This window comes from Pseudomonas asiatica (assembly GCF_009932335.1).
Lineage (GTDB): Bacteria > Pseudomonadota > Gammaproteobacteria > Pseudomonadales > Pseudomonadaceae > Aquipseudomonas > Aquipseudomonas asiatica.
In genome coordinates this window covers 3,588,128-3,609,215 of the sequence record NZ_BLJF01000001.1, presented here as the reverse complement: position 1 = coordinate 3,609,215, position 21,088 = coordinate 3,588,128, and the positions used below count along the sequence as shown (strand labels likewise).

Here is a 21,088-nt window from a genome sequence, read left to right as displayed (position 1 = left end):
GCCCCATGGCCGCGCAGAACCCAACCAAAGCCAAGTTCGTGAAAACGCAGGGTACCCAGCTCAGCGTTTCCAAGACCACCACGCTAGACCCGGCCGCCGACGGCCTGGAGTACGCCGACCTGTCGGTAACGATCAAGCAGCCTCAGTTCCAGGGCGGCCAGTCGGACGAAATTGAGGTAACCACCCTGGCCAGCGAGGCCAAGGAGTTCACTGTTGGTCTGGCCGACAACGGTACCTTCAGCATGTCCGGCAACTGGAAAGCGGATGACGAAGCTCAGACCGTGCTGCGCACCGCGCGCGACGACGGCGAGCCGCGGGCATTCAAGTCGGTGTTCAAGGATGGTACGTCCTCGACGTTCCTCGGCCTGGTCACCCAGTTCACCTGGGATGCCGCGCCCAACGGCACCGTTAACGGTACCTTCAACGTGCGCATCACCGGCAGAGTCACCTTCACCGTCCCGCCGGTGACCCCGTAATGGCCCGCGCAAAGACTGCAGGCGCACAGGGCCTGCGAGCGATGGCGCTCGACCCGATCCGGAACTTCAAGCATGAATCGCTTGAGGTACCGGAATGGGATGGCGCGAAGGTCGTGGTGATGGCGTTGAGCGCTGGCGACTGGGCTGAGTACCGGCGCCGTGCTGCGGCAGCAGTGGCTGCGGCGCGTGCCGCTGCCGGACTCAGTGAGGCGCCAGATGAGAGTGCCGACGAAAACCCGGCTGCCCGCCTGGTCGATATCGATTCCTCGCCGCTGTACGCCTTCGTGCTGGCGCGCACCCTGCTGGACGAATCCCACTCCCGCATTTTTGGAGATGAGGATGTGCCGGTCGTGGCCAAGGCCTTCAGCCCTGTTCACGACCGGCTGGTGGGCAAGGCGTTCGAGCTGAGTGGTGTCGAGGCAGGCGCTGGCGCCCAGGACCCGGTTGACGCGGCGGGAAACGGCTAACGGAGGAGCCAGAGTTGGCCTTTATGCTGACTCTGGCCCTCCGGCTGGGCATGACTCTGCAGGATCTCAAGCAGTGCATGAGCGCCGAGGAGCTGTTCCTCTGGCAGGCCTACAACGAGGAGTCGCCGCTGAGTGACGCGCGCGGTGACATCCAGGCTGCGATCGTTGCTGCTTCGACACTGCAGGCCCAGGGCGCCAAGGTGACTCCGATGGACCTGCTTCCTCAATGGAAGACGGAAAAGCCAGCTTTTGAGCAGGCCCCGGAGGAAGGGGAAGAGCTGTTCAAGGCCTTCTTGATGACGAAAGCAGTAGAAAGCTAGAGCGGTGAGTTTTTTTCGTCATGGTGCATCATGGTAGATTCCCCGGTTTCCAAGGAGGAAGCATGAAGCGACTACTGTTTATTTTACCGCTGGCAATCTACGGCTGTGGAAATTCTGAGAGGCCTGACTCTGAGGTTGTTGTTGACGAGTCTGTTCTTTCTATCTACACGCGAGAAAGCTACCCACGAACTTATCAGCTATGGGGCGACTCTGGCATTGAACGAATCAAGAGCGTTGAGCGATCTGCTTTGTTTAAGGCCGGTAAACAAACTCGATGCGACCAGGTGGAGTACGTTGGACTTTCGGAGAAGCTGAGCCGAGCGCCAGATAAAATCGTCGTGTATGCAGATTGTCGGAATCGATGGAGATATTACATCGATGAGGACAACGAGATTGTACAAAGTGAAAGAACCAAATAGCCCGCTTCGGCGGGCTTTTTAATGTCTGGAGAAAGGCATGGCAGGGCAAACTCTTCGCTCTCTGATCGTTAGTGTGTCCGCTGAGACCAGCGCTTATCAGCGCGAGATGGCCAAGGCCGGGCGAATGGGACAGAGCTATCTGCGGACCATAACGTCAGGAAATCGGGAATCAGTCAGTTCTTGGAGGTCTCAAGAAGCTGCGGTTCGCGCACAAAGTACGGCCATGCAGTCCCTGACATCGTCTGTCGGTGGCTATGCAAGTGCGATGGCAGGGGCGCTTGCAGTCGGAAATTTGATCCACCAGGCAGACAGTTGGAACCAGGTTAACGCAAGGCTTAAGCAGGCATCCACAAGTACCGAAGACTTTACTGTAAGCCAGAAAGCATTGTTTGAGGTCAGCCAAAGAACTGGTACCGCCTTTGCCGACAACGCAAACCTGTTCAGCAGATCTTCCGCATCCATGCGCGAGTTCGGCTATTCCTCAAGCGACGTGCTCGGCGTAACAGAAGCCTTAGCGCTTGGCCTGCAGCTATCTGGAGCAGGCGCCGCAGAATCCTCCTCTGTGATTACCCAGTTTTCTCAAGCACTTGGCCAGGGAGTGCTGAGAGGCGAGGAATTCAACTCGGTCAACGAAAACGGCGATCGAGTGATACGAGCGCTGGCAACTGGGATGGGGGTTGCTCGGAAAGATTTGAAGGCGATGGCAGATCAAGGTCTGCTTACGATTGATAAAGTCGTCCCTGCTCTGATCAGCCAGCTAGGTGCGCTTCAGGGAGAGTTCAAGGATCTTCCTGGCTCGGTTGGCGGGGCCATAACAACAGTCAACAACTCCTTCCAGGCGTGGGCTGGCGGGTTGGATGGCACAACCGGTAGTACGAAAGTTTTAGCGGCAGCTATTACGTTAGTTGCTGAGAAAATGGACGTTCTAGCCGCCTCGGCGCTCACTCTTGGAGCAGCATACGGCGGTAGGAAGATTCTCGACTTCACCAAGGATCTCTGGGATCAAATAACTGCAATTCGCAGCGCTCAATCCGCAGAAATTGGGCGTACCGCGGCTCAGCTTGACGCTGCTTCGATGGCAGTACGTCGCGCTGCTGCAGAGACGATTGCGGCGGAGGCGCAGGTTGCCGCTACCAGGTTCACCGATGCTCATGCGGCTGCACTTAGTCGGCTTAGGATCGCACGTCTAGCGGACGCTCAAGCGGCCGCCGCGCAAACGGCCGCCCAAGCGGCAAACAATTCTGCAACCTCGCTTGCTGCTCGCGCAGGCAGAGGCCTCTTCGCTGCCCTGGGGGGGCTCCCCGGGCTTGGCCTGACCATCGGCGCCGTCGCGGCGAGTTACCTGCTGTTTAGTGACAACAGCGAGAAGGCCAGGAAGGCCACCGTCGACCTCAAGCGTCCGGTTGAAGAGCTCCGCAAGGAGTTTGCAGAGCTCGGCAAAGAGCAGGCTCGCTACAAGCTGGACGGCGTCCTGCAGCAGCAAGCTGACGCCCAGGTGGCGGCACAGAAGGCGCTGCGGGAGATTCGCGCGTCGTCCCAGGCCAATGACAAATGGGGCGACACCTACGGGGCAAACCCATTCCAGCGCGACCACGCTGTCGCTCAGTTCAATCGACGTATTGCCGGTGGCCAGGACATTGATTCAGCCACCCAGCAGCTTGTCGCTGCCATCCGCCCGAACGAGGAGATGACGAAGGCCATCAACGCCTCCGCGGCTGCGTATGGGGAGGCAATCAAGGCCTCGGGCGATTACGGTGATGTGGCCAACATGCTGCGCGGTCGGCTGGATGACGTTGCCGCTGCTGCGGCTGGCGCAAACGCTGGGTTGAAGAACATGCCCGGCCCGGATCAGAAGACGGTCGACGGCTGGAACAGTTACACCAAGAACCTGGTGGAGCGCCTGCAATCTGTTCGCGACGGCGGCGATCTTCTGGGCGAAATCAACCGGCGGATCGAGCGCGAAGGGGTTGACCCGGGTACAGCTGAGGGCTGGCGAATCCTCGCTACTGCCATTCAAGGTTCGGAGGCGGCGGCCAAAGCATCCGAGGAGGCACAGCAGCGGGCCAAAAAGGCCTCCGAGGATATCCAGCGACAAGCCGAGCGTCTGAACGACGCCTACAAGCAGACCCTGGCCAACCTCACTCAACAGGTTGCGCTTTACGGCGAGACGACTGAGTTAGGCCGCCTTCGTTACGACCTGGCCAACGGCGAGTTGTCGCAGTTGAGCCAGCAGAACAAGCTGCGCCTGGAGGGCAAGGCGATAGAGCTGGATGCGTTGAATGCTCGCAAAGAATACGACGCGCTCATGAGCAGCTTGCAGTCGCAGGAGCAGGCACTGCTAGCGACTACCCGCGAGCGGATGAAGGTGCTGGAGACGGCCAACCGCGCCGGCACGCTCAATTCCGACCAGTACCGTGCGGGCGCCGACGCCATTTCGAAAGCGACGATTACCCAGGCGCCTGAGTATGGCGGGCTCGACGCGTCGGTTGCCGGTGCTTCTGGTGAACTGATCAAGATCGCCGAGGCCGAAGCGGCGCTGAAGAAATGGCACGATAAACAGCTATCACTCCAGGCCGAACTGCGTGACCAGATCCTTGCGGACCAGCAAAGCACCAACGAGCAGCGGCTGGCGGCCGAGCAGCAATACTTGGACCGAGTTGCCGACATCACTAGGACCAACAACGAGCGCCTGTCTGCCATTCAGGACTCGTACAAGGTCGCTGTCGTCAGCACCTTCAGCGAACTCTCGGGGCAGGCAGCGGATATGGTCGGCAAGATCGCTGGCGAGCAGTCTGGGGCTTACAAGGCTCTGTTCATCGCTCAGAAGGCCTTCGCTGTCGCCTCCATCATCATGAACGCGCAGATCGCTGCAGCGAAAGCGCCTGCCGAGTTGACTGTGCTCGGCGGTATTCCAGTGGGGGCCGCGCTGCTGGCTGCGGGCTACGCGAACGCCGGCATGGTGGCCGGTATGTCTCTGGCAGGGTTTTCGGAGGGTGGGTACACCGGCCCGGGCGGCAAGTTTGAGCCCAAGGGGGTGGTGCACGGCGGCGAAGTGGTGATTCGAAAGGAGGTCGTCGACCAGCCAGGGATGAAGGATTACCTGATCGGTTTGAACCGAACCGGCAAGCCTGGTTTTGCCAGCGGCGGATACGTCGGTAGCTCAGTATCGCCGGCGCTGGCGTCCTTTTCGCCATCTGGCGTGATTGGGGGTGGCGCCGCTGCCCCCCAAATCAACATCCACATCAAAGGCGATGGATCTGGTGGGTCGGTATCTGCGCCCGAGGGTTACGAGGCTATGGGCCAGGCGCTGCTCAATACTGTCCGCGAGGAAATGCCCAAGGTAGCGCGAGGCGTGATCATCCAGGAGAAAGGGCAAAACGGTCTGCTCGATCCAAGCAATCGGAGGAATGGGTAATGCCGGAAGTCTTCACCTGGTCGCCGCGCGTGGGTTCTAGCGGCGACGTGCAGCCCAATGTGCTGACGTCTCAGTACAACAACGGATACAGCCAGCGGCTTTCGGTTGGCATCAACAACCTGGCCGGGTCGTACCAGGTCTCATTTACCGGCACCGAAGCCTACCTGGCGCCGATCCTGGCATTTTTTTCCCGCCACAAGGGGGCTGTCAGCTTCCTGTGGAAGCCGCCTATGCAGGAGCAAGGGCGGTACATCACCACCGGAGGGTGGCAAACGGCAAGCCACGGCAAGGGCCGTTATACCCTGAGCACGACTTTCCAACAGGTATTCAGTCCATGAGGTGCGCATGATCACTGCTGATGACCAGAAGCTTGAGCCCGGCGACCTGATCCAGCTCTTGGAACTGGATGGCGAAGCCCGGGGCATGGGCATTCTGCGCTACCACGCGCACCAATTGAACGGCCCCATCTTTTGGAAGGGACAGATCTACCAGCCTCGGCCGTTTGAGGTCGGTGGCTTCGGGCGCGGCACCGAGGGCAACACCAGCACTCCGATGCTCAAGCTTGGGAACCTGGACGGCGTCATCACCGCTCTGTGTGTCCAGTTTCAGCACCTGGTGGGCATCAAGGTAACTGTCCGCGAGACTTACGCCAGGTATCTGGATGCGGCCAACTTCCCCGGAGGAAACCCGAACGCAGGGGATCAGGAGCGTCTGAACATTTCCTATATCAACGTGCCCACCAGTATCGGCCGGCAGGAGATTGTGTTTGGCCTTGCTCCGCCTACCTCGGTGAAAGGACAGATGCTGCCAGGCGGGCTGATCATGAATCGTTGTGAGTGGTGCCTGTGGGGCGAGTACCGCGGGCCCGACTGCAACTACACCGGCTCGGCGATGTTCGATGCTGACGGCAACCCGGTGGACGATCCAGCGCTTGATCGATGCGGTGGCCGGTTGAGCGATTGCAAGAAGCGCTTCGGCGAAAATAATCCACTGCCTTTTGGCGGCGTCCCTGGCGCTGGCCTGGTATGACCATGAACAAGACTTTGCTGAAAAAGGTCCAGGCACACGCTGAGGCCGAATTCCCGCGCGAGTGTTGCGGTGTTGTTATCCGCGAGAACGGAAGGCGCGTCTATGTGCCATGCCGAAATGATGCCCAGACTCCCAGCGAGCACTTCATCATCAACCCAGAGGACCAGTGCGCCGCCGAGGACCGGGGCGAAGTCGTCGAGATCGTGCACAGCCACCCGAACGCACTGGCAACCCCAAGCATGGCCGATCGCGTCAGTTGCGAGCTGCACGGCGTGCCATGGTTCATCCTGGGTTGGCCTGGCGGCGATACCGCAACTATCAAGCCTGAGGGCTATGAGGCACCACTACTGGAGCGTGAGTTTCACCACGGCATCCTCGATTGCTATGCCCTGGTACGCGACTGGTACGCCCGGGAATGGGGCATCGATCTGCCGAACTTCCCGCGGCGCGACGGCTGGTGGAACGATGGCGAAAGCCTCTACGAGCGGTATTGCGAGGAGGCTGGGTTCTACAGGGTAGGCGATTTGTGCAAGGGCGACCTGGTCGTCATGCAGATCGCCGCTCAAGGGGGCAGCATGCCGGCAGCCCCTAACCATGCCGGCGTCTATCTGGGTGATGGCTTACTTTCGAGCGTGCCCGGCCTACATGCCGCGCCCGGGACATTCCTGCACCACCGCTACGGCAAGAAATCTTCCCGCGACGTTTATGGCGGAATGTGGGCTGAGCGCACCGTGATGATTCTTCGCCACCAACGAGCACCGGAGGAAACCTGATGTCCATGCAAGTAGGCGCCCCGGCTTTGCCGGCCGTCGTATCAGTCCGGCTCTATGGTGTGCTGGGTGCCCGCTTCGGTCGGATTCACCACCTGGCGGTTGCTTCCTGCAGCGAAGCGATCCACGCGCTGTGTGTGATGGTACCGGGCTTCCGGCGGTTTCTGCGCTTAGGGCACGAGCGCGGCCTGGAGTTCGCTGTGTTCCGCGGTAAGCATAACGTCGCGGAAAACGAGCTTGAGATGCGCTCGAACCGCACCGATGACATCCGTATCGCTCCCATCGTAGTCGGCAGCAAGTCTGGCGGACTGTTCGCAACAATTGCTGGCGCTGCGCTGATCGTCATCGGCGCGATCACACAGCAGTATTGGCTGGCCGCAATCGGCGCCGGCTTGATGCTGGGTGGGGTGGCCATGAACATGGCTCCGTCGACAGCGGGCTTGCTGGGCGATGAGGGCGACGGCAACAAGTCGTCCTATGCATTTGGGGGCGCAGTGACTACCACGGCTCAAGGACGATGCAAGCCTCTGCTTTACGGCGAGCGCGACGTAGGTGGAGCCCTGGCCTCGGCCGGTATCTATGCCGAAGACCAGACTTGATTGAGTTGTTTGAACGAACCGCCTCCGGGCGGTTTTTTATTGCTCGGAGGAAAGCATGGGTTCAGCACTGAAGATTGGCGGAGCAAAGGGTGGCGAGAGCAAACCCCGGCAGCCATACAAGGCGCCCGATAGCGCGTTGTCGATCGCCACCGCCAAGATGCTCTACATCATCAGTGAAGGTGAGATTGCCGGGCCGGCCGACGATGCGCGTTCATTCAAGCTGGATGGCACGCCCTTGATCGCTCCGGACGGCTCCGAAGCGTTTCCCGGGACCACCTGGGAGTTTCGCTCGGGCTCGGTTGATCAAGAGCACATCGCGGGCTTTCCTGCCGCCGAATACGAACAATCGGCTGGCTTGCCGGTTGAGTTGCGATCGGACGTGGCATGGACGCGGGCGATCGCCAACCTTGATCTGTCCGCTGTCCGGGTGCGTCTTTCGTGGCCGCAGATCTGGGAGGTGAAGACCAACGGTGACCAGGTCGGCTACCGCATCGATTACGCCATCGAGCTTTCCGTCGACGGAGGCGCTTTCAACACCGTACTGTCTGCCACCCTCGACGACAAGGGCACGACCGAATACGAGCGCAGCCACCGCGTCGATCTGCCCCAGGGCTTCAATACCGCCGTGCTGCGGGTGCGCCGGCTGACTCCAAACCGCAACGACAGCAATTTCGCCGATGTCATGCGGGTGAAGGCGCTCACGGAGGTTATCGACGCCAAGCTGCGCTACCCAAATCTCGCCCTGGCTGCGTTGCAATTCGATGCTTCCCAATTTTCCAACATCCCAAAATTCAGCCTTCTTTGCCGTGGCCGCATTATCAAGGTGCCGAACAACTACGACCCGGTCACACGCACCTATACCGGCAGCTGGGACGGCACGTTCAAGCTGGCGTATTCGAACAATCCGGCCTGGGTCTGGTACGACCTGCTGCTGCACCGCCGGTACGGCCTTGGCCGCCGAATCACGGCTGACATGGTGGACCGTTGGTCTCTGTATGAGATCGGCCGTTACTGCGACGTAATGGTGCCGGACGGGAAGGGCGGCATGCAGCCACGCATGACCACCAACGTCTACATCCAGGACCAAGTTGAGGGCTATGCCTTGCTGTCCGACCTGGCCAGCGTTTTCCGCGGTAGCAGCTGCTGGAACGGCTCGAAGGTCACCGTGATCGCCGATATTCCGGGAAATGACGACGGCTACGTGTTCACTCGTTCGAACATTGTCGGCGAGTTCGAATATGGCGCAATCGCGCTTCCCGACCGTCATACGCGAGCCAAGATCAGCTGGGACAACCCCGCCAACGAGTTCAAAACCGAGCCCACGGCCGTCACCAACGACGACATGATTGGCGTCCTGGGTCACCGCATGCTTGACGTGGCGCGGTTCGCTTGCACCGTTGAAGGCGAAGCGATTCGGCACGGCATATGGGCCTTGAAGTCCGAACAGTACGAGACGTGGACCGTCAGGTTCACCACCGGCATGGAAGGTCGGAACATCGAGCCAGGCCAAATCATCGGCGTCGCGGATGAGCTGCTGTCTGGACGGGCCAACGGCGGGCGTATCTCCGCCGCCACTGCGCGGGTCATCACGCTTGACTTCGACGCTCAGGTGCAACCAGAGGACCGACTCATAGTTAACCTGCCTAGCGGGAAGGCAGAAGGACGGATCGTGAAATCGGTCGCCGGGCGCCAAGTCACCGTCATGGCGGACTACTCGGAACTGCCAGAGCCTGAAAGCGCTTGGTCGATTGAGAGCGCTGACCTTGGCGTCATGCGCTTCCGGGTGAACACCATTGAGCCGAAAGGTATGCACCAGTGGGAAATCACCGGCGTGCAACACGAGCCAGACAAGTTCGATGCAATTGACCACGGAGCGCGAGTTGACCCTCAACCGATTACCGTCTTGCCACCTGGTGTCATTGAGCCGCCAGAGAGCGTCGCAATCACCTCGCGCAGCGTTGTCTCGCAGGGCATTGCGGTTACCACGATGCGGATTTCCTGGCCGGCGGTGAAGGGCGCTGTTGCGTACGACGTAGAGTGGAGGAAGGATAACGGCAGCTGGCTGCGCCTGCCGCGCACAGGCACGCTGGGCGCCGAGGTCGAAGGGATCTATTCCGGGGTTTACCAGGCAAGAGTGAGTGCTGTCAGCGTGATGGACGTGTCGTCTGTCTTCGCCATGAGCGCCCTGGTCGATTTGAAGGGCAAAGAAGGTCTGCCGCCCGCAGTTGCATTCCTCACTACCACGCCACTGGTTTACGGCACAGGTCTCGCCTGGGGCTTTCCTGCTGGCGCCGAGGACACCGAGCGCACCGAGATCTGGCAGAGCTCTACAACGAGTCGCGAGCAGGCAATCAAATTGGGAGATTTTGCCTATCCGCAAGCGGATCACGAGATACACGGCCTGATGGCCGGCGCCTCGTTCTTCTACTGGGCAAGGCTGATCGACCGCAGTGGAAACACTGGGCCTTGGTACCCGGATGGTGTGGGTATCAACGGCCAGTCTAGCTCGGACCAGTCCGCCTATGAGGAGTACTTCAGGGACAAAATTGGCAACGGCGCGCTGTACCCGGAACTGCGCAAGGAGATTGAGCTGATATCGGGCGACGGCCCCGGCTCGGTGAGCGATCGCCTGGAGGCTGCGAAGGACGAGCTGATTGATCGCATCGACCAGATCACTGACGCGCTCGCCTATGACCCGGAAAAGGAATACGTGGCGGGTGACGTGGTGCGCCAAGGGCAGCGCCTGTTCCAGGCGATTGCTGCCGTTCCTGTCGGTGCAGCTCCGCCAAACGCCAGCTACTGGGCAGACATCGGAACCATCCTCGAAACGGCCAATGCGCTGGCGCTGCAAGTGCAGCAGAACACCACCGATATCAGTGACCTCGACGGCAAGGTGACGGCTTCGGCCAGCCAGCTGCAGGCCCTGCAGGCAGCCTGGCGCGATGACGACGGAGAAGGCGAGCTCGCAGACGCCATGAAAGGCTGGGATTCCACCGCCCGATTTGCTGATGAAGTGCGCGTTCGCGCTACCCAGAACGAAGCCACCGTTACTCGACTGACCACGCTGGACGCTCAGGTCGCCGGTAATACGGCTGGGATCAGCAACCTTGAGCAAGTGGTTGCTACGAACGAGCAGGCGACGGCCAGCAGGCTGAGCCAGCTGAAGACAGAGGTCGACGGCAACGCCTCGCATATCCAGGAGGTGAGCGAGTCCCTATCCGATACGGATCAGGCGCTTGCTTCGCTACGCACCTCGGTCGAGTCGGTGTATACGGCTGGCCGTGGGGACAGCGGGGAGGGTGATCTCACGGGGGCTCTGGATGCCTGGAAGACCAAGGCCAAGATCGCCACCGAGGTGCGCACGCTCGCCGATGCCGACCAGGCGCTGGCGCGCAAGTCGGACACCTTGGAGGCATCCATCAGCCAGACCGCCGCCTCGGTCCAGCAGGTAAGCGAAGCTGTGGTTGGGGTAGATGGCCGGGTTCGTGCCCAGACCACCATCAAGGCGCAGACCATCGTGGGCGGCAAGAAGGTGATGGCTGGACTGTCGGTGGGGACCGACGGGGATACCTCGGAAATCTTGGCATTTGCCCAGCGCTTCGGCGTGGTTGACGAGGTCAGTGGCCAGCTCATCCTGCCCTTCGTGGTCCAGGGTGGTCAGGTCTTCATCAACTCAGCAGTGATCAACACGGCGTTCATCCAGCAGATCGTGGCAGGGATGACGATCAGGTCTGCCGCGCTGAACACCCAGGGGCTGCCGCTGCTGGAGATCAACTTCGCAGCCGGCACCTTCACGCTCCGTGGCCAGGATGCCAACGGCTCGACGCTGCTGAACAACGGCGGCTTGTACGTGTACGACGCTAACGGCATCGAGCGAACTGCGGTAGGGAGGATGACCCAATGACCGACGTGTACGGCCTTCGGACGCGAGATGCGTCTGGGGCCATCACCCTGGACACGACCATTACGCCGATCCGCTCTCTAAAGATGATACAGGTTGTCGGCAACAACGCCTTCGACCAGTACATCGCCATACCGGAGATCCAGGCGGCGTCCTTTGTTGTGGTTGATGCGCTGTTTGACGGCGGTGACTACACCTGGAGCCCGCCCGCTTGGGCAACTGCTGGGCAGCTGCAGCTGCGACAGCCCCGCACCAGCACCTGGCAGGTGATGATCCTGTCGCAAGGTGGCGAGCCTTTTTCTGCCGCGGGCAGCTACGGCATAAGGGCAGCGAACAACAATATTCGCACCCAGATAGATGCTACCAACAGAGTGCTCAGTGTCCGGTACAACGGACGCATGAATATCGGATTTCAGGGTCCGGGCAGCGCGAATCAGATCCAGTACGGCAATGTGACATTTCCTCAGCCTGTCACGACTTATGAGCGCCCGATGATCTTCCTGAATGCCGACAACTACATGATGGTGGGGAGCTTCTTCGTCACCGGGTCTCCCGGCAACTGGACCGGGTTCCGCATCAAGGCCTACAACAACCAGGCGGCTCACGGAACCACCGCGCTGTATCCGATGATGATCAACTGGTTTTGCGCAAGCTACATGACGCCGAACACGCCTGTGGATGCGTACGGAGCATCAGTGCGGGATGCAGCGGGTAACCGAACTTTCGTCACATCCGCGAACCTGGCCTTGCTCAACAGCCAACCAGCAAACAACTCGTTCGCGACAGCAGGAACACCCATCACCGGGGCCGGTTACTACGCCTCGCCGGCGCAGATGGCATGGACCGGAAATTATGCCGACTACGTCCTCGCGAATGCCCTTTTCTCTGCAACCAACGTTGGTCAAACCACCCAGCCATTCAGGGCGAATTACGGCGGGTTTCTTCCTGGAAGACGGGACGTGCTGCAGATGTACTGCGAAAACTTCGACGGCATAAACGCGCTCAGCGTCAACGGCCGGACCCTCTTCGCATCTCGACCAATGAAACCTCTTTAAAAGGAACCAAGCATGCCATGGTATAGAACGGGCACGGTTGCGATCACGGCCGGTCAGACTACGGTTACGGGAACCAACACCAACTTCTCTGCCAATGCCCGAGTTGGTGACGCTTTTCAAGGGCCTGACGGGCGCTGGTATGAAGTTACCAACATTGCCAGCGGCACGGTGCTGAGCATTTTGCCTGCCTACCAGGGCTCGACCGTAGCCGGTGGCACATATGGCCTCGCCCCGATGCAAGGCTATGTGAAGGAGTCTGCCGACCGCCTGCGTCAGATCGTCGACCAATGGGGTTCCACCTTGGCCGGCCTGGGCTCCGTCTCGACCGAGAACGTAGTCCCCGTGGCAAAAGGGGGGACCGGCGGCACTACCGCCGCAGCGGCCCGTGCCGGACTGAACCTGGGTTCAGCGGCAGTCGCTGCGATTGTTGGCGAACTTAGCCAAACAGGTGGCGTACCCACCGGCGCGCTGATGCAGCAGGTCACCAACTCCGTGGGCACCTACTGGAAGTTTGCATGCGGGCTCATGATTTCCAGTCAGAAAGTGAGCATTGCCAATGGCGCAGTATCGTGGGCGACTGGCACTGGCGTTCGATATGTGAACATCACCGCCGGCTTGCCGGTAGCGTTCGTCTCTCCACCAGACCTGTATGGCCAGTTCTATGAGTCAGATATTTCGGCTCGCTCCGCCTGGATCACACATCTGTCGGCAAGTAGCGGCTCGGCATTGAATGCATGGTTCGGTGCGGGGCCGGCTACAACCGGATCGGGTGCGTTCTCTTTCAATGTCCTTGCAGTGGGAAGGTGGTTCTGATGATTATCAAGCTTGTTCCTATCGGCTCTCCAGAATCGCTCTCGATTGCTCGTAATGGAGAATCGCTGTCAATCAACGGCAAAATCTTCGATTTCGCTGCCGTGTCTGAGGGCGCAACACTTCCAGGTCAGGCTGTTGCTTCGCCCTGGCTTCTCGGGCCTGTAGAGCGTATCGGTGGCAGCCTGACGCTCACTTTGATCCTGCCGCATGCCGATGACGCGCCTCAAAGCGTCAGGTTTCCAAGCGACATTGTGAGCCCGCCGGATGGTCAGATTTTGCTGCCTGGGCAGAACTCCGAAGTCCTGGGACAGGAAGCCCCGGGCGTTGTGGATTGGTCGCAGCTTGTTACTGCCGAGATGAAGGCGGAAACCGCTGCAGCGCAGCTGCTGCTGGCCGCCGTTACTGAAACGGGTCGCCTGCGAAAGATCGCTGACGACGCCATCGCCCCGCTGCAGGACGCCGTAGAGCTGGGCCGCGCCGATCAAGCCAAGCAGGACCAGCTCAAGGCCTGGAAGAACTACCGCCTCGACCTGGTCGAAGTGCCCGAGCAGGACGGCTACCCAGCGATCATCGATTGGCCAGCGCCGCCGGCCTGACCCGCACCGAAACCACCGACCGCCGCCCGGCGGTATTTTTTTGCCTGGAGAAAACTGAATGCCCATCAACGAGCAGCAACTGCTTCAGATACTCCCCAATGCCCGCCCAGTTGCGGGCATTTTTTTTGCCTGGAGAAACCATGTCCAGACTCACCGAAACCCAGGCCGGAGGCGCGAACGTGCTCCGGTTTCTGGACCTGATCGCTTTCTCTGAAGGCACCTCGACCGTCAGGGCGAGCGACGACGGATACAACGTGCTGTACGGCGGCGGACTGTTCCAAGGCTACGCGGACCACCCGCGGCGTAAGCTGACATTCCCCATCAACGGAAAGCCTGTGACCAGCACGGCAGCCGGCCGGTACCAGTTGCTCGAGCGTTACTGGGATGCATACCGGGTCAGCCTGCGCTTGGCTGGCGGGTTCACGCCGGAGAACCAGGACCGCATCGCGCTGCAGCAGATCCGCGAACGCAAGGCCCTGGACGATATCAAGGCCGGCCGCATCCAGCAGGCTATCGCTAAGTGCTCGAACATCTGGGCGTCGCTGCCAGGCAACACCTACGGGCAGAACCCGCATCGCCTGGACAAGCTGCTAGGGCGCTGGGTCGAGCTTGGCGGGGTGCTGGCGTGAACTGGCTCGGCGCGGTACCGGCCTGGTGCTGGTGGCTGATCGCCCTGGTGCTTGTCGCCGGGGGCCAGCAGTACCGGGTGGTGGTTGCCCAAGGCGAAACCGGCGCCGCCCGGATCGAGTTGGCCGACTACCGCCTGCAGGTGGCTGAGCGTGACCGGCGCGCTGCCGCCAAGACCAGAACAGAGGAACAACGCCGCCAAGCCGCGGCGGACGAGGAGGGTGAAAGTGCACGCAAGAAACTGGAGCTGGCCCAAGGCCGCGCCGCTACTGCTGAGTCTGCTGCTGACGGGCTGCGCGGCGAGATCGCCAGACTGCGGGACGGCCACCGAGCCACCTGCGATACCATCGCTGCCCAGCAGCGCCAGGCAGGAACCTCTGCCGTCGTGGTGCTCGGGGGATTGCTTGAAGAGTCTGACCGAATGGCGGGAGGCCTCGCGACAGCGCTTGAGCGAAGCCGAATAGCCGGCTTGGCGTGCGAAGCGTCCTATAATGCGCTGATCAACTGATCGGAGCAGGGCTGTGGACAAGCGCACCTTCATTGGTATGGTCGAGGCGGGCGAGCCGCTGATCCAGCAGGCCATCGACGCCATGCGGGAATACCACCAGGCCCAGGACCGCAACGCGACGCCTGAAGAGATCGAGCGCCTACACCTACTGGCCGAGTCGCTGTTTCAGGCGGTATCCGATTACCAGCTTCGGGTAATCGCCAAGGCGCGCGGAAAGGAGTTGCCATCTCTTCACTAGGCCGCCGGCCTGCGCAAGTCCGACAGCTTGGAAGTGAAAGTGTGTGCGCTATTGGCTGAGCGCCGGCAGCGGTTAGCGCCTGCCGCTGACTCAATCTGGATTGGAATCAATGATCCGCTGAACGTTAAGCGCCTTCTGGCGCTTTGCTAATGGCTCGCCGACGTGCTTATCAAACACGTGTTTTTGCTTGGAGCTCAAGCTGTCATAGCCTTCGTGGATCACCTGCTGAGCTACACCGTATCCTGCCGTGTCTTCCTTGAGCAGCCCTTCATCTAGAAGGTCTTGAATGGCGTCATTGAGCTCCCAGTCGACATTATCGTTCCAACCCATGATTGTCTCCAGCCTCTGATGTCTGCTGACACATTAGCTCCAGCCATTCAGTGTGGCAAATAGGCATCACAGCCGAAGGATGTACACAACGGGCTCACTAGAAAGCTTGGGGGAATTTTGGGGGAATTGGTCCCCCGAATGGTGTGGAGTGATGTTGTGTCATGGTGTGTTGAAGTTGTTGTTTTTATTGATTTTTATTAAATCATCCCAAAAAAATATGGTGTCGAAAACGGATTCGAAATCCGTTGTACTGGCAACAGTACCTAGGGTTCAAATCCCTATCTCTCCGCCATACACGAAGTAAACAAAGCCCCCGAAAACGTTAAAGTTTTCGGGGGCTTTGTCGTTTCTGGCCATTGGGTTAGGGCAAATTCAGGGCAGAAATTGAACATGCGAGGCCGTGTCCGGCACAGCTTTCGGCAAAGAGCACCGGCGTTGCTCGAACGTGTGGCTTGGTTACTCAATGGCAAACACCATACCGGCCAGAGGCGCGTTTAAGGCCGCCGCAATGCCCGCTGCGCCCCCGGCAAGTATCGAACCCCACTTGCGTGATAGAAGTGGATCGCCAGTCAGGCTTTCTAGGTCGTCGAACTTGCTTTGGTCATGGCAGATGCTTTACGGATGCTGTATGCACCCCAGGCCAGGCCAAGCAATGCTGCAATCACCGATGCCGAAAGCACGCCAAGTTTCGCCGCCCCCAGCGCGCCAGGATCGACGAAGGCGAGATTGGCAATGAAGATCGACATGGTGAAACCGATGCCGGCCAGCAGCCCGACCAAGGTGATGCTGCGCCAGCTCACCTCGGCGGGAAGCGCGCACCAGCCCAAGCGGACCATCAGCCAACTGACGCTGACGATGCCCAAGGGTTTGCCAACTACCAGAGCGACAGCGACGGCGATCATCACCCACTGCGGGGCCTCGGCTGACAAATCGACACCCGAAAGATTTACCCCGGCATTGGCCAAGGCAAACACCGGCATGATGCCGAAGGCTACCCAAGGGTGCAGGGTGCCTTGCATGCGCACCACTGGCGGCACCAGTTCGCGCTGGGCCAGGCGCAGGCGCTTCAACGGGTCCATGAGGTCGCTGGCATCGCGCTCGGGCGCCCTGGCGCGTCCCAGCAGCTCTCCGGTGAATCGGCTGATTGCATCCAGTGGTCGCTCGCGCATCGGCATTGCGACCACTGGCGTCATCAGGCCCAGCACAACGCCTGCGAGGGTGGGGTGGGCTCCGGTCAACAGGATGCCCAGCCAGGTGACAAAGCCGGGAATGATGTACGCGTAGGCCGAACCCACTCCGATCTTCTGCAGCCCGATCACCATCAGCAGGCCGATCAGCGCAACCCCGAAACCGCTGTAATCGAGGCCGCCCGAGTAGAAGAACGCGATGATCAGTACTGCGATGATGTCATCGATGATGGCCAGGGCCAGCAGAAACACGCGGACGTTGGACGGGATCGACTTGCCGAGCAGCGCCAGGACACCTACCGCAAAGGCGATATCCGTAGCCGTCGGTACGGCCCAGCCTTGTTGTTCCGCCGCAGCGTGACCAAAACCCAGGTAGAAGAGCGCGGGTACGGCTACACCGCCAATGGCGGCTGCCATGGGCAGCATGGCCTGCCGAAGGCTGGACAGTGCGCCCTCGTGGATCTCGCGACGGATCTCCATGCCCACGACAAGGAAGAAGATGGTCATCAAGCCATCATTGATCCAGAAATGCAGCGACTGTGAATAGATCAGCGAACCCACGCCGATCGTCAACGGTGTGTGCCAAAGGGCGTCGTAGCTTTCGGCAGCCGGGGAGTTGGCCCAGATAAGCGCAGCAATAGCTGCAACCAGTAGAACGATGCCGCTGACCGCTTCAATGTGCAGAAAGCGTTCAAGGTTGGCGAAGGCACGCTCGGCCAATTCCTGGGCGCGAGACAATTCCTTTTTTTGCATAGGCGCAAGTACTCCCGCATGGCGGCCCGACCTGCGCTGTTCTTTAACCTGCCCCACTGCACCGTGCAGCTGGCACCCGTTCGGTAGTCTACCGAACAACCGCTACTCAAGGCTATGACGTGACCGTGAATGAGCGCGAAGATGGGCGGGTAACCTCTGGCCTAGAATCGCCAGAAAGCTGGAGAGACGAGTACCAGTACGGTCAGGATTTCGAGCCGTCCAAGCAGCATGCCGACAGTCAGCAGCCATTTGGCAGCGTCCGATAACGAGGCGAAATTACCTGCAGGACCGATAAGCGTTCCCAGCCCCGGGCCGACGTTGCACACGGCGGTAGCGGCCCCGCTCAATGCCGTTGTCCAGTCGAGCCCTAGCAGCGAGAGGCCAAGGGCGATGACCGCGATGGTGACTGAGAAGAAGAACGAAAACGTCAGCAGTGAGCGCACGATCTCTTCATCGATCGGGTGCCCATTGTATTTCTTCGAGATTGTTGCCCTTGGATGGATCAACTGTTTCAGGCTGCTGACAAGCAAGGCCGCGGCCACCTGGAAACGGAATATCTTCAGGCCTCCAGCGGTAGACCCCGAGCAGCCACCGACGAACGTCAGGTAAAAGAACAGCATGATGGCGAAGCTGCCCCAGAGCGTGTAGTCGCCCACGGCAATGCCCGTGGTGGTCACCACGGAGGTGACGTTGACCGCCACGATACGGAGCGCATCCCACCATGACAGATCGCTGTGCAAGCAGAGCCAGGTTCCGACCGTGAGCCAGATGAAGACGAGAAAGCCAATGAAACCGCGGACTTGATGGTCATCGAGCAGGATGCGCCGATGGCCACGCAGCGTGGCCACATACAGGGTGAAAGGGAGGCTGCCGAGGATCATGATGACAACGGCTACCCAATGCACCGCAGGCTGCACCCAGTGGCCCAGCGAGGCATCGGAGGTAGGGAAAACACCGGTTGAAATCAGTGCCATCGAATGATTGATGGCTTCGAACGGGGTCATGCCGGCAGCCCACAACGCCCATGTTCCCAAGACTGTCAGGCCCACATAGATGATCAGGATCATCTTGGCCGCAACATGCGAGCGGGGTGTCACTTTGTCTGACCAATCCGAAGATTCGGTCTGGAACAGGCGCATGCCACCTACGCGCAGCAGGGGCAGGATCGCGACAGCCATGCCGATAAAGCCGATGCCTCCCAGCCAGTGCAGCAAAGACCGCCAGACAAGCAACCCGGGCGATGCATTGTCCAGCCCGGTTAGTACCGTCGAGCCGGTGGTGGTGATCCCTGACATGGTTTCGAAGAACGCGTCCGTGTAACTGATGTGCCGGATGAACACCATCGGCAAGGCCGCAAATGCGCAAACGATGACCCAGCTTGCCGTTGTGAGCAGGTACATGTCCCTGGCGCGCAGTTGCGGTGCGCCGGGAGCGCCTCGGGCCACCATGACCAGGCCTGCGCAGAGCACGATAAGGCTTGACCAGACGAAAGCGCCGAGATCATCGCTGCGGTCGTACAGCAGCAGTGTCAGCATCGGGATTACCATGCTGACGGCCAAGGTGATCAGGAATACACCAATAATGAAGGCTATGAAGCGCAACGCTGGAAGCGGCATTAGTTGAGCTCGTGCGGACAATGCCGGCAGTATTGCCTGCCATACAGCAATGTCGAGTAAAAAGCCGTAATGTCTTAGGACAGTTCATACAGAGCCACTCGATTGTTGCACAGGTGCAACTAGCCAGTGCGCCTTGCTGCTTGGATCCAATGCCAGGGTTCTGTATCATCCCGCCGCCATCAGACGATGGCCGAAGATGATTCATTTAAAGGACTTAGTATGAAAAAGCTGTTCAAGGCTACTGTAGCCGTTGCTGTCGTTTCGGGTGTTGCCCTGCTGTCGGGTTGCACTGGCCAGGTTTACAACCAGCCAAAAAACTGCACCTACGACTACCTGTTCCACCCTTCGGTTTCCATCTCCAAGATCATCGGTGGCTGCGGCCCGATCGATAAACTGCCTCAGCAGCAGTAATCTTGGCGGTACCCTGATCGCGACGCTTGCGGCGTGATCCAAGGCCCCCGGTCATGTACATGGCCGGGGGTTTTTGTTTGTGGCCACTTCAGATGCAGGTCTTGCCAGAAGGCCCGGCTCGCGGATACCAGTGCATTGAACGCTGCCTGGGCTCAGGCCCAGATATCACCGATGGTAAAGCCTTCGGGGAACGGGTCGTCGTGGTCGAGCACGAAGGTGTTCAGGCCGTAGATCCAGCTTTTGCCGGTGATGGTTGGTACCACGGCCTCGTTGCCGCCGATGCTGGTTTCATCGATCAGGCGGCCGGTGTAGATGTTGCCGAGCAGGCCCTGATGGCGGAAGTCCTGGAGCAATGGCAGCTCACCCTTGGCGTGCAGGGTGGCCATCTTCGCCGAGGTGCCGGTACCGCACGGGGAGCGGTCCAGCGCCCCGGTCCAGGTGGCCGGGTCGTCCCACGAGAACTCGCCGCAGGTCATGGTCACCGCGTTCTTCCAGTCGGCGTTGGGGTCTTCGCTGGGGCCGGACAGCTGCGAGATGGTGATGCCGATGCCGGGGTAGTCGGGGTGTGCCACCGGCAGTTGCTCGATAGCCGCCTGGCGGATCATCGACGATACCCGGGCGATTTCGGCGCCGTGCTGCGGGATCAGTTGCAGGCCTTTGAACTGGCGCACGTCGGCGATTACATAGAACATGCCGCCCCAGCCCACGTCCACGCGCACCTTGCCCAGGTGCGGTACGTCGATTTCGGCATCCAAGTGTGCGGCGAACGCTGGTACGTTCTGGAAGGTGACGGCCTTGACCTTGCCGCCCTCGCATCGGGCCTTGATGCGGATCAGCCCGGCCGGGGCCTCCAGCACCAGCTCGGTGAGCGGCTCCTGCATCGGCAGCATGCCCATCTCCAAAAGCACGGTGGCCACCGAGATGGTATTGCTGCCGGACATCACCGGGTACTCGATCTGCTCCATGATGATGTAGCCGGCGTCGGCCTCGGGGTGGCTTGGCGGGACGATGATGTTGCAGCAGTGCGCCGGATAGCCGCGCGGTTCACGCAGCATCAGCTTGCGCAACTGATCGTCGTTGGTTTCGAGCCATTTCATCTTGGCGTGTACGCTGTCACCGGGGATGTGCGGTACGCCGCCTGTGATGACGCGCATGGGGATGCCGGCGTGGGTGTCGACGGCGTGGATGGTGCGTTTGAATGACATATGGGCGGCCCTGTTCTGATCGGATTGAGGCGGGGTCTGGGGCGCAGGATAAAGCGGTGGGGCGGGGCTGTAAGTCGAATAAATCCGATCGGGTGACCGGTTTTTTGAATGGCATTTGCGCAGGCCTGTGCCGGCCCTTTCGCGGGCAAGCCCGCTCCCACACGGGCGCACAGGCCTGAGACAACCCGCCACCTTGACTCCCGGGCCGGCAATTTGTTTGTGCTGGCATTTAAGTTACAATCGGAAAAACGATTCAGCCTTGTCGGTCAATTCGACAAAAGGCCGAGTCGTTTTCTGGTTCTCTGGCTGCTGAACAATGATCAACAACAAGCCTGCGCTGCAGAACATGCTTT

The 21,088-nt window shown here is 60.2% G+C and carries 21 protein-coding genes, 1 tRNA gene and 1 pseudogene; 18 read left to right on the top strand and 5 right to left on the bottom strand.

The annotated features are described in order from the left end of the window. Positions 1-5: 5 nt before the first annotated feature. From GYA95_RS16675 to GYA95_RS16600, 16 genes are all read left to right on the top strand, one after another. Complete coding sequence (locus GYA95_RS16675; protein ID WP_100413832.1) at positions 6-476, top strand: phage tail tube protein; 471 nt, start codon at positions 6-8, stop codon at positions 474-476. Beyond that, entirely contained in the window at positions 476-943 is a 468-nt protein-coding gene (locus tag GYA95_RS16670; protein ID WP_100413833.1) for a phage tail assembly chaperone, read from the top strand. The genes GYA95_RS16675 and GYA95_RS16670 overlap by 1 nt, the downstream gene beginning before the upstream one ends. A 23-nt stretch (positions 944-966) precedes the next feature. Then, positions 967-1,263 (top strand): phage tail assembly protein T, encoded by a 297-nt coding sequence (locus GYA95_RS16665; protein WP_100413842.1) that lies wholly within the window; start codon positions 967-969, stop codon positions 1,261-1,263. A 62-nt stretch (positions 1,264-1,325) separates the two neighbouring features. After that, positions 1,326-1,682 carry a hypothetical protein gene (locus tag GYA95_RS16660; RefSeq protein ID WP_121757750.1) on the top strand — a complete coding sequence of 119 codons (357 nt, stop codon included), beginning with the start codon at positions 1,326-1,328 and terminating at the stop codon, positions 1,680-1,682. A gap of 223 nt (positions 1,683-1,905) precedes the next feature. Next, positions 1,906-5,097, top strand: coding sequence for a tape measure protein (locus GYA95_RS16655; protein ID WP_161551438.1), 3,192 nt, complete (start codon positions 1,906-1,908; stop codon positions 5,095-5,097). Beyond that, complete coding sequence (locus GYA95_RS16650; RefSeq protein ID WP_100413835.1) at positions 5,097-5,435, top strand: phage tail protein; 339 nt, start codon at positions 5,097-5,099, stop codon at positions 5,433-5,435. Before GYA95_RS16655 ends, GYA95_RS16650 begins: the two co-directional genes overlap by 1 nt. A gap of 7 nt (positions 5,436-5,442) precedes the next feature. Continuing rightward, positions 5,443-6,126 (top strand): phage minor tail protein L, encoded by a 684-nt coding sequence (locus tag GYA95_RS16645; protein ID WP_100413836.1) that lies wholly within the window; start codon positions 5,443-5,445, stop codon positions 6,124-6,126. After that, the gene (locus GYA95_RS16640; RefSeq protein WP_170304002.1) at positions 6,123-6,899 is read left to right on the top strand and encodes a C40 family peptidase; all 777 of its coding nucleotides are present in this window, start codon (positions 6,123-6,125) and stop codon (positions 6,897-6,899) included. The genes GYA95_RS16645 and GYA95_RS16640 overlap by 4 nt, the downstream gene beginning before the upstream one ends. Then, on the top strand, positions 6,899-7,495 hold the full coding sequence (locus GYA95_RS16635; RefSeq protein ID WP_232859868.1) for a tail assembly protein: 597 nt from the start codon (positions 6,899-6,901) through the stop codon (positions 7,493-7,495). Before GYA95_RS16640 ends, GYA95_RS16635 begins: the two co-directional genes overlap by 1 nt. 55 nt (positions 7,496-7,550) lie before the next feature. Further along, positions 7,551-11,399: a TipJ family phage tail tip protein gene (gene gpJ / locus GYA95_RS16630; protein WP_161551437.1), complete on the top strand. Its 3,849-nt coding sequence runs from the start codon at positions 7,551-7,553 to the stop codon at positions 11,397-11,399. Then, a complete protein-coding gene (locus GYA95_RS16625; RefSeq protein WP_102059549.1) occupies positions 11,396-12,451 on the top strand; it encodes a hypothetical protein in 1,056 nt (351 codons plus the stop codon). Before gpJ ends, GYA95_RS16625 begins: the two co-directional genes overlap by 4 nt. Positions 12,452-12,463: 12 nt before the next feature. Then, positions 12,464-13,264, top strand: coding sequence for a hypothetical protein (locus tag GYA95_RS27755; protein ID WP_015271410.1), 801 nt, complete (start codon positions 12,464-12,466; stop codon positions 13,262-13,264). Then, positions 13,264-13,860: a tail fiber assembly protein gene (locus GYA95_RS27945; protein ID WP_238841719.1), complete on the top strand. Its 597-nt coding sequence runs from the start codon at positions 13,264-13,266 to the stop codon at positions 13,858-13,860. The genes GYA95_RS27755 and GYA95_RS27945 overlap by 1 nt, the downstream gene beginning before the upstream one ends. 140 nt (positions 13,861-14,000) lie before the next feature. Further along, on the top strand, positions 14,001-14,489 hold the full coding sequence (locus tag GYA95_RS16610) for a glycoside hydrolase family 24 protein (protein ID WP_161551333.1): 489 nt from the start codon (positions 14,001-14,003) through the stop codon (positions 14,487-14,489). Next, positions 14,486-14,995: a DUF2514 family protein gene (locus GYA95_RS16605; RefSeq protein WP_161551436.1), complete on the top strand. Its 510-nt coding sequence runs from the start codon at positions 14,486-14,488 to the stop codon at positions 14,993-14,995. Before GYA95_RS16610 ends, GYA95_RS16605 begins: the two co-directional genes overlap by 4 nt. A gap of 13 nt (positions 14,996-15,008) precedes the next feature. After that, the gene (locus GYA95_RS16600; protein ID WP_161551435.1) at positions 15,009-15,233 is read left to right on the top strand and encodes a hypothetical protein; all 225 of its coding nucleotides are present in this window, start codon (positions 15,009-15,011) and stop codon (positions 15,231-15,233) included. 90 nt (positions 15,234-15,323) lie between these two features. On the opposite strand, the gene GYA95_RS16595 is transcribed toward GYA95_RS16600, so the two are convergent. Continuing rightward, on the bottom strand, positions 15,324-15,563 hold the full coding sequence (locus GYA95_RS16595; RefSeq protein ID WP_161551434.1) for a hypothetical protein: 240 nt from the start codon (positions 15,561-15,563) through the stop codon (positions 15,324-15,326). Positions 15,564-15,708: 145 nt separating this feature from the next. Between GYA95_RS16595 and GYA95_RS16590 the strand changes: the two genes are divergently transcribed. Then, positions 15,709-15,855: transfer RNA gene (locus GYA95_RS16590), tRNA-Ser, on the top strand. A gap of 167 nt (positions 15,856-16,022) precedes the next feature. On the opposite strand, the pseudogene GYA95_RS16585 reads toward GYA95_RS16590, so the two are convergent. The 3 genes and pseudogenes from GYA95_RS16585 to GYA95_RS16575 form a co-directional block, all read right to left on the bottom strand. Continuing rightward, positions 16,023-16,103 (bottom strand): annotated as a pseudogene (locus GYA95_RS16585) (chloride channel protein); the annotation flags it as partial. 38 nt (positions 16,104-16,141) lie between these two features. Then, a complete protein-coding gene (gene nhaA / locus GYA95_RS16580; protein WP_015271374.1) occupies positions 16,142-17,503 on the bottom strand; it encodes a Na+/H+ antiporter NhaA in 1,362 nt (453 codons plus the stop codon). 161 nt (positions 17,504-17,664) lie between these two features. Beyond that, positions 17,665-19,119 (bottom strand): TrkH family potassium uptake protein, encoded by a 1,455-nt coding sequence (locus GYA95_RS16575; protein ID WP_015271373.1) that lies wholly within the window; start codon positions 19,117-19,119, stop codon positions 17,665-17,667. A 219-nt stretch (positions 19,120-19,338) separates the two neighbouring features. Between GYA95_RS16575 and GYA95_RS16570 the strand changes: the two genes are divergently transcribed. Then, complete coding sequence (locus GYA95_RS16570) at positions 19,339-19,530, top strand: YhfL family protein (RefSeq protein WP_003254720.1); 192 nt, start codon at positions 19,339-19,341, stop codon at positions 19,528-19,530. 152 nt (positions 19,531-19,682) lie between these two features. Here GYA95_RS16570 and GYA95_RS16565 read toward each other — a convergent pair whose 3' ends face one another. After that, positions 19,683-20,735 carry a proline racemase family protein gene (locus tag GYA95_RS16565; protein ID WP_015271372.1) on the bottom strand — a complete coding sequence of 351 codons (1,053 nt, stop codon included), beginning with the start codon at positions 20,733-20,735 and terminating at the stop codon, positions 19,683-19,685. Positions 20,736-21,088: the final 353 nt, after the last annotated feature.

Excerpts from the sequence above, each read along its gene's own strand:
- GYA95_RS16675 (WP_100413832.1), top strand. The coding sequence starts at position 6 with ATGGCCGCGCAGAACCCAACCAAAGCCAAGTTCGTGAAAACGCAGGGT.
- GYA95_RS16670 (WP_100413833.1), top strand. The coding sequence starts at position 476 with ATGGCCCGCGCAAAGACTGCAGGCGCACAGGGCCTGCGAGCGATGGCG.
- GYA95_RS16665 (WP_100413842.1), top strand. The coding sequence starts at position 967 with ATGCTGACTCTGGCCCTCCGGCTGGGCATGACTCTGCAGGATCTCAAG.
- GYA95_RS16660 (WP_121757750.1), top strand. The coding sequence starts at position 1,326 with ATGAAGCGACTACTGTTTATTTTACCGCTGGCAATCTACGGCTGTGGA.
- GYA95_RS16655 (WP_161551438.1), top strand. The coding sequence starts at position 1,906 with ATGCAGTCCCTGACATCGTCTGTCGGTGGCTATGCAAGTGCGATGGCA.
- GYA95_RS16650 (WP_100413835.1), top strand. The coding sequence starts at position 5,097 with ATGCCGGAAGTCTTCACCTGGTCGCCGCGCGTGGGTTCTAGCGGCGAC.
- GYA95_RS16645 (WP_100413836.1), top strand. The coding sequence starts at position 5,443 with ATGATCACTGCTGATGACCAGAAGCTTGAGCCCGGCGACCTGATCCAG.
- GYA95_RS16640 (WP_170304002.1), top strand. The coding sequence starts at position 6,123 with ATGACCATGAACAAGACTTTGCTGAAAAAGGTCCAGGCACACGCTGAG.
- GYA95_RS16635 (WP_232859868.1), top strand. The coding sequence starts at position 6,899 with ATGTCCATGCAAGTAGGCGCCCCGGCTTTGCCGGCCGTCGTATCAGTC.
- gpJ (WP_161551437.1), top strand. The coding sequence starts at position 7,551 with ATGGGTTCAGCACTGAAGATTGGCGGAGCAAAGGGTGGCGAGAGCAAA.
- GYA95_RS16625 (WP_102059549.1), top strand. The coding sequence starts at position 11,396 with ATGACCGACGTGTACGGCCTTCGGACGCGAGATGCGTCTGGGGCCATC.
- GYA95_RS27755 (WP_015271410.1), top strand. The coding sequence starts at position 12,464 with ATGCCATGGTATAGAACGGGCACGGTTGCGATCACGGCCGGTCAGACT.
- GYA95_RS27945 (WP_238841719.1), top strand. The coding sequence starts at position 13,264 with ATGATTATCAAGCTTGTTCCTATCGGCTCTCCAGAATCGCTCTCGATT.
- GYA95_RS16610 (WP_161551333.1), top strand. The coding sequence starts at position 14,001 with ATGTCCAGACTCACCGAAACCCAGGCCGGAGGCGCGAACGTGCTCCGG.
- GYA95_RS16595 (WP_161551434.1), bottom strand. The coding sequence starts at position 15,563 with ATGGGTTGGAACGATAATGTCGACTGGGAGCTCAATGACGCCATTCAA.
- nhaA (WP_015271374.1), bottom strand. The coding sequence starts at position 17,503 with ATGCAAAAAAAGGAATTGTCTCGCGCCCAGGAATTGGCCGAGCGTGCC.
- GYA95_RS16575 (WP_015271373.1), bottom strand. The coding sequence starts at position 19,119 with ATGCCGCTTCCAGCGTTGCGCTTCATAGCCTTCATTATTGGTGTATTC.
- GYA95_RS16570 (WP_003254720.1), top strand. The coding sequence starts at position 19,339 with ATGAAAAAGCTGTTCAAGGCTACTGTAGCCGTTGCTGTCGTTTCGGGT.
- GYA95_RS16565 (WP_015271372.1), bottom strand. The coding sequence starts at position 20,735 with ATGTCATTCAAACGCACCATCCACGCCGTCGACACCCACGCCGGCATC.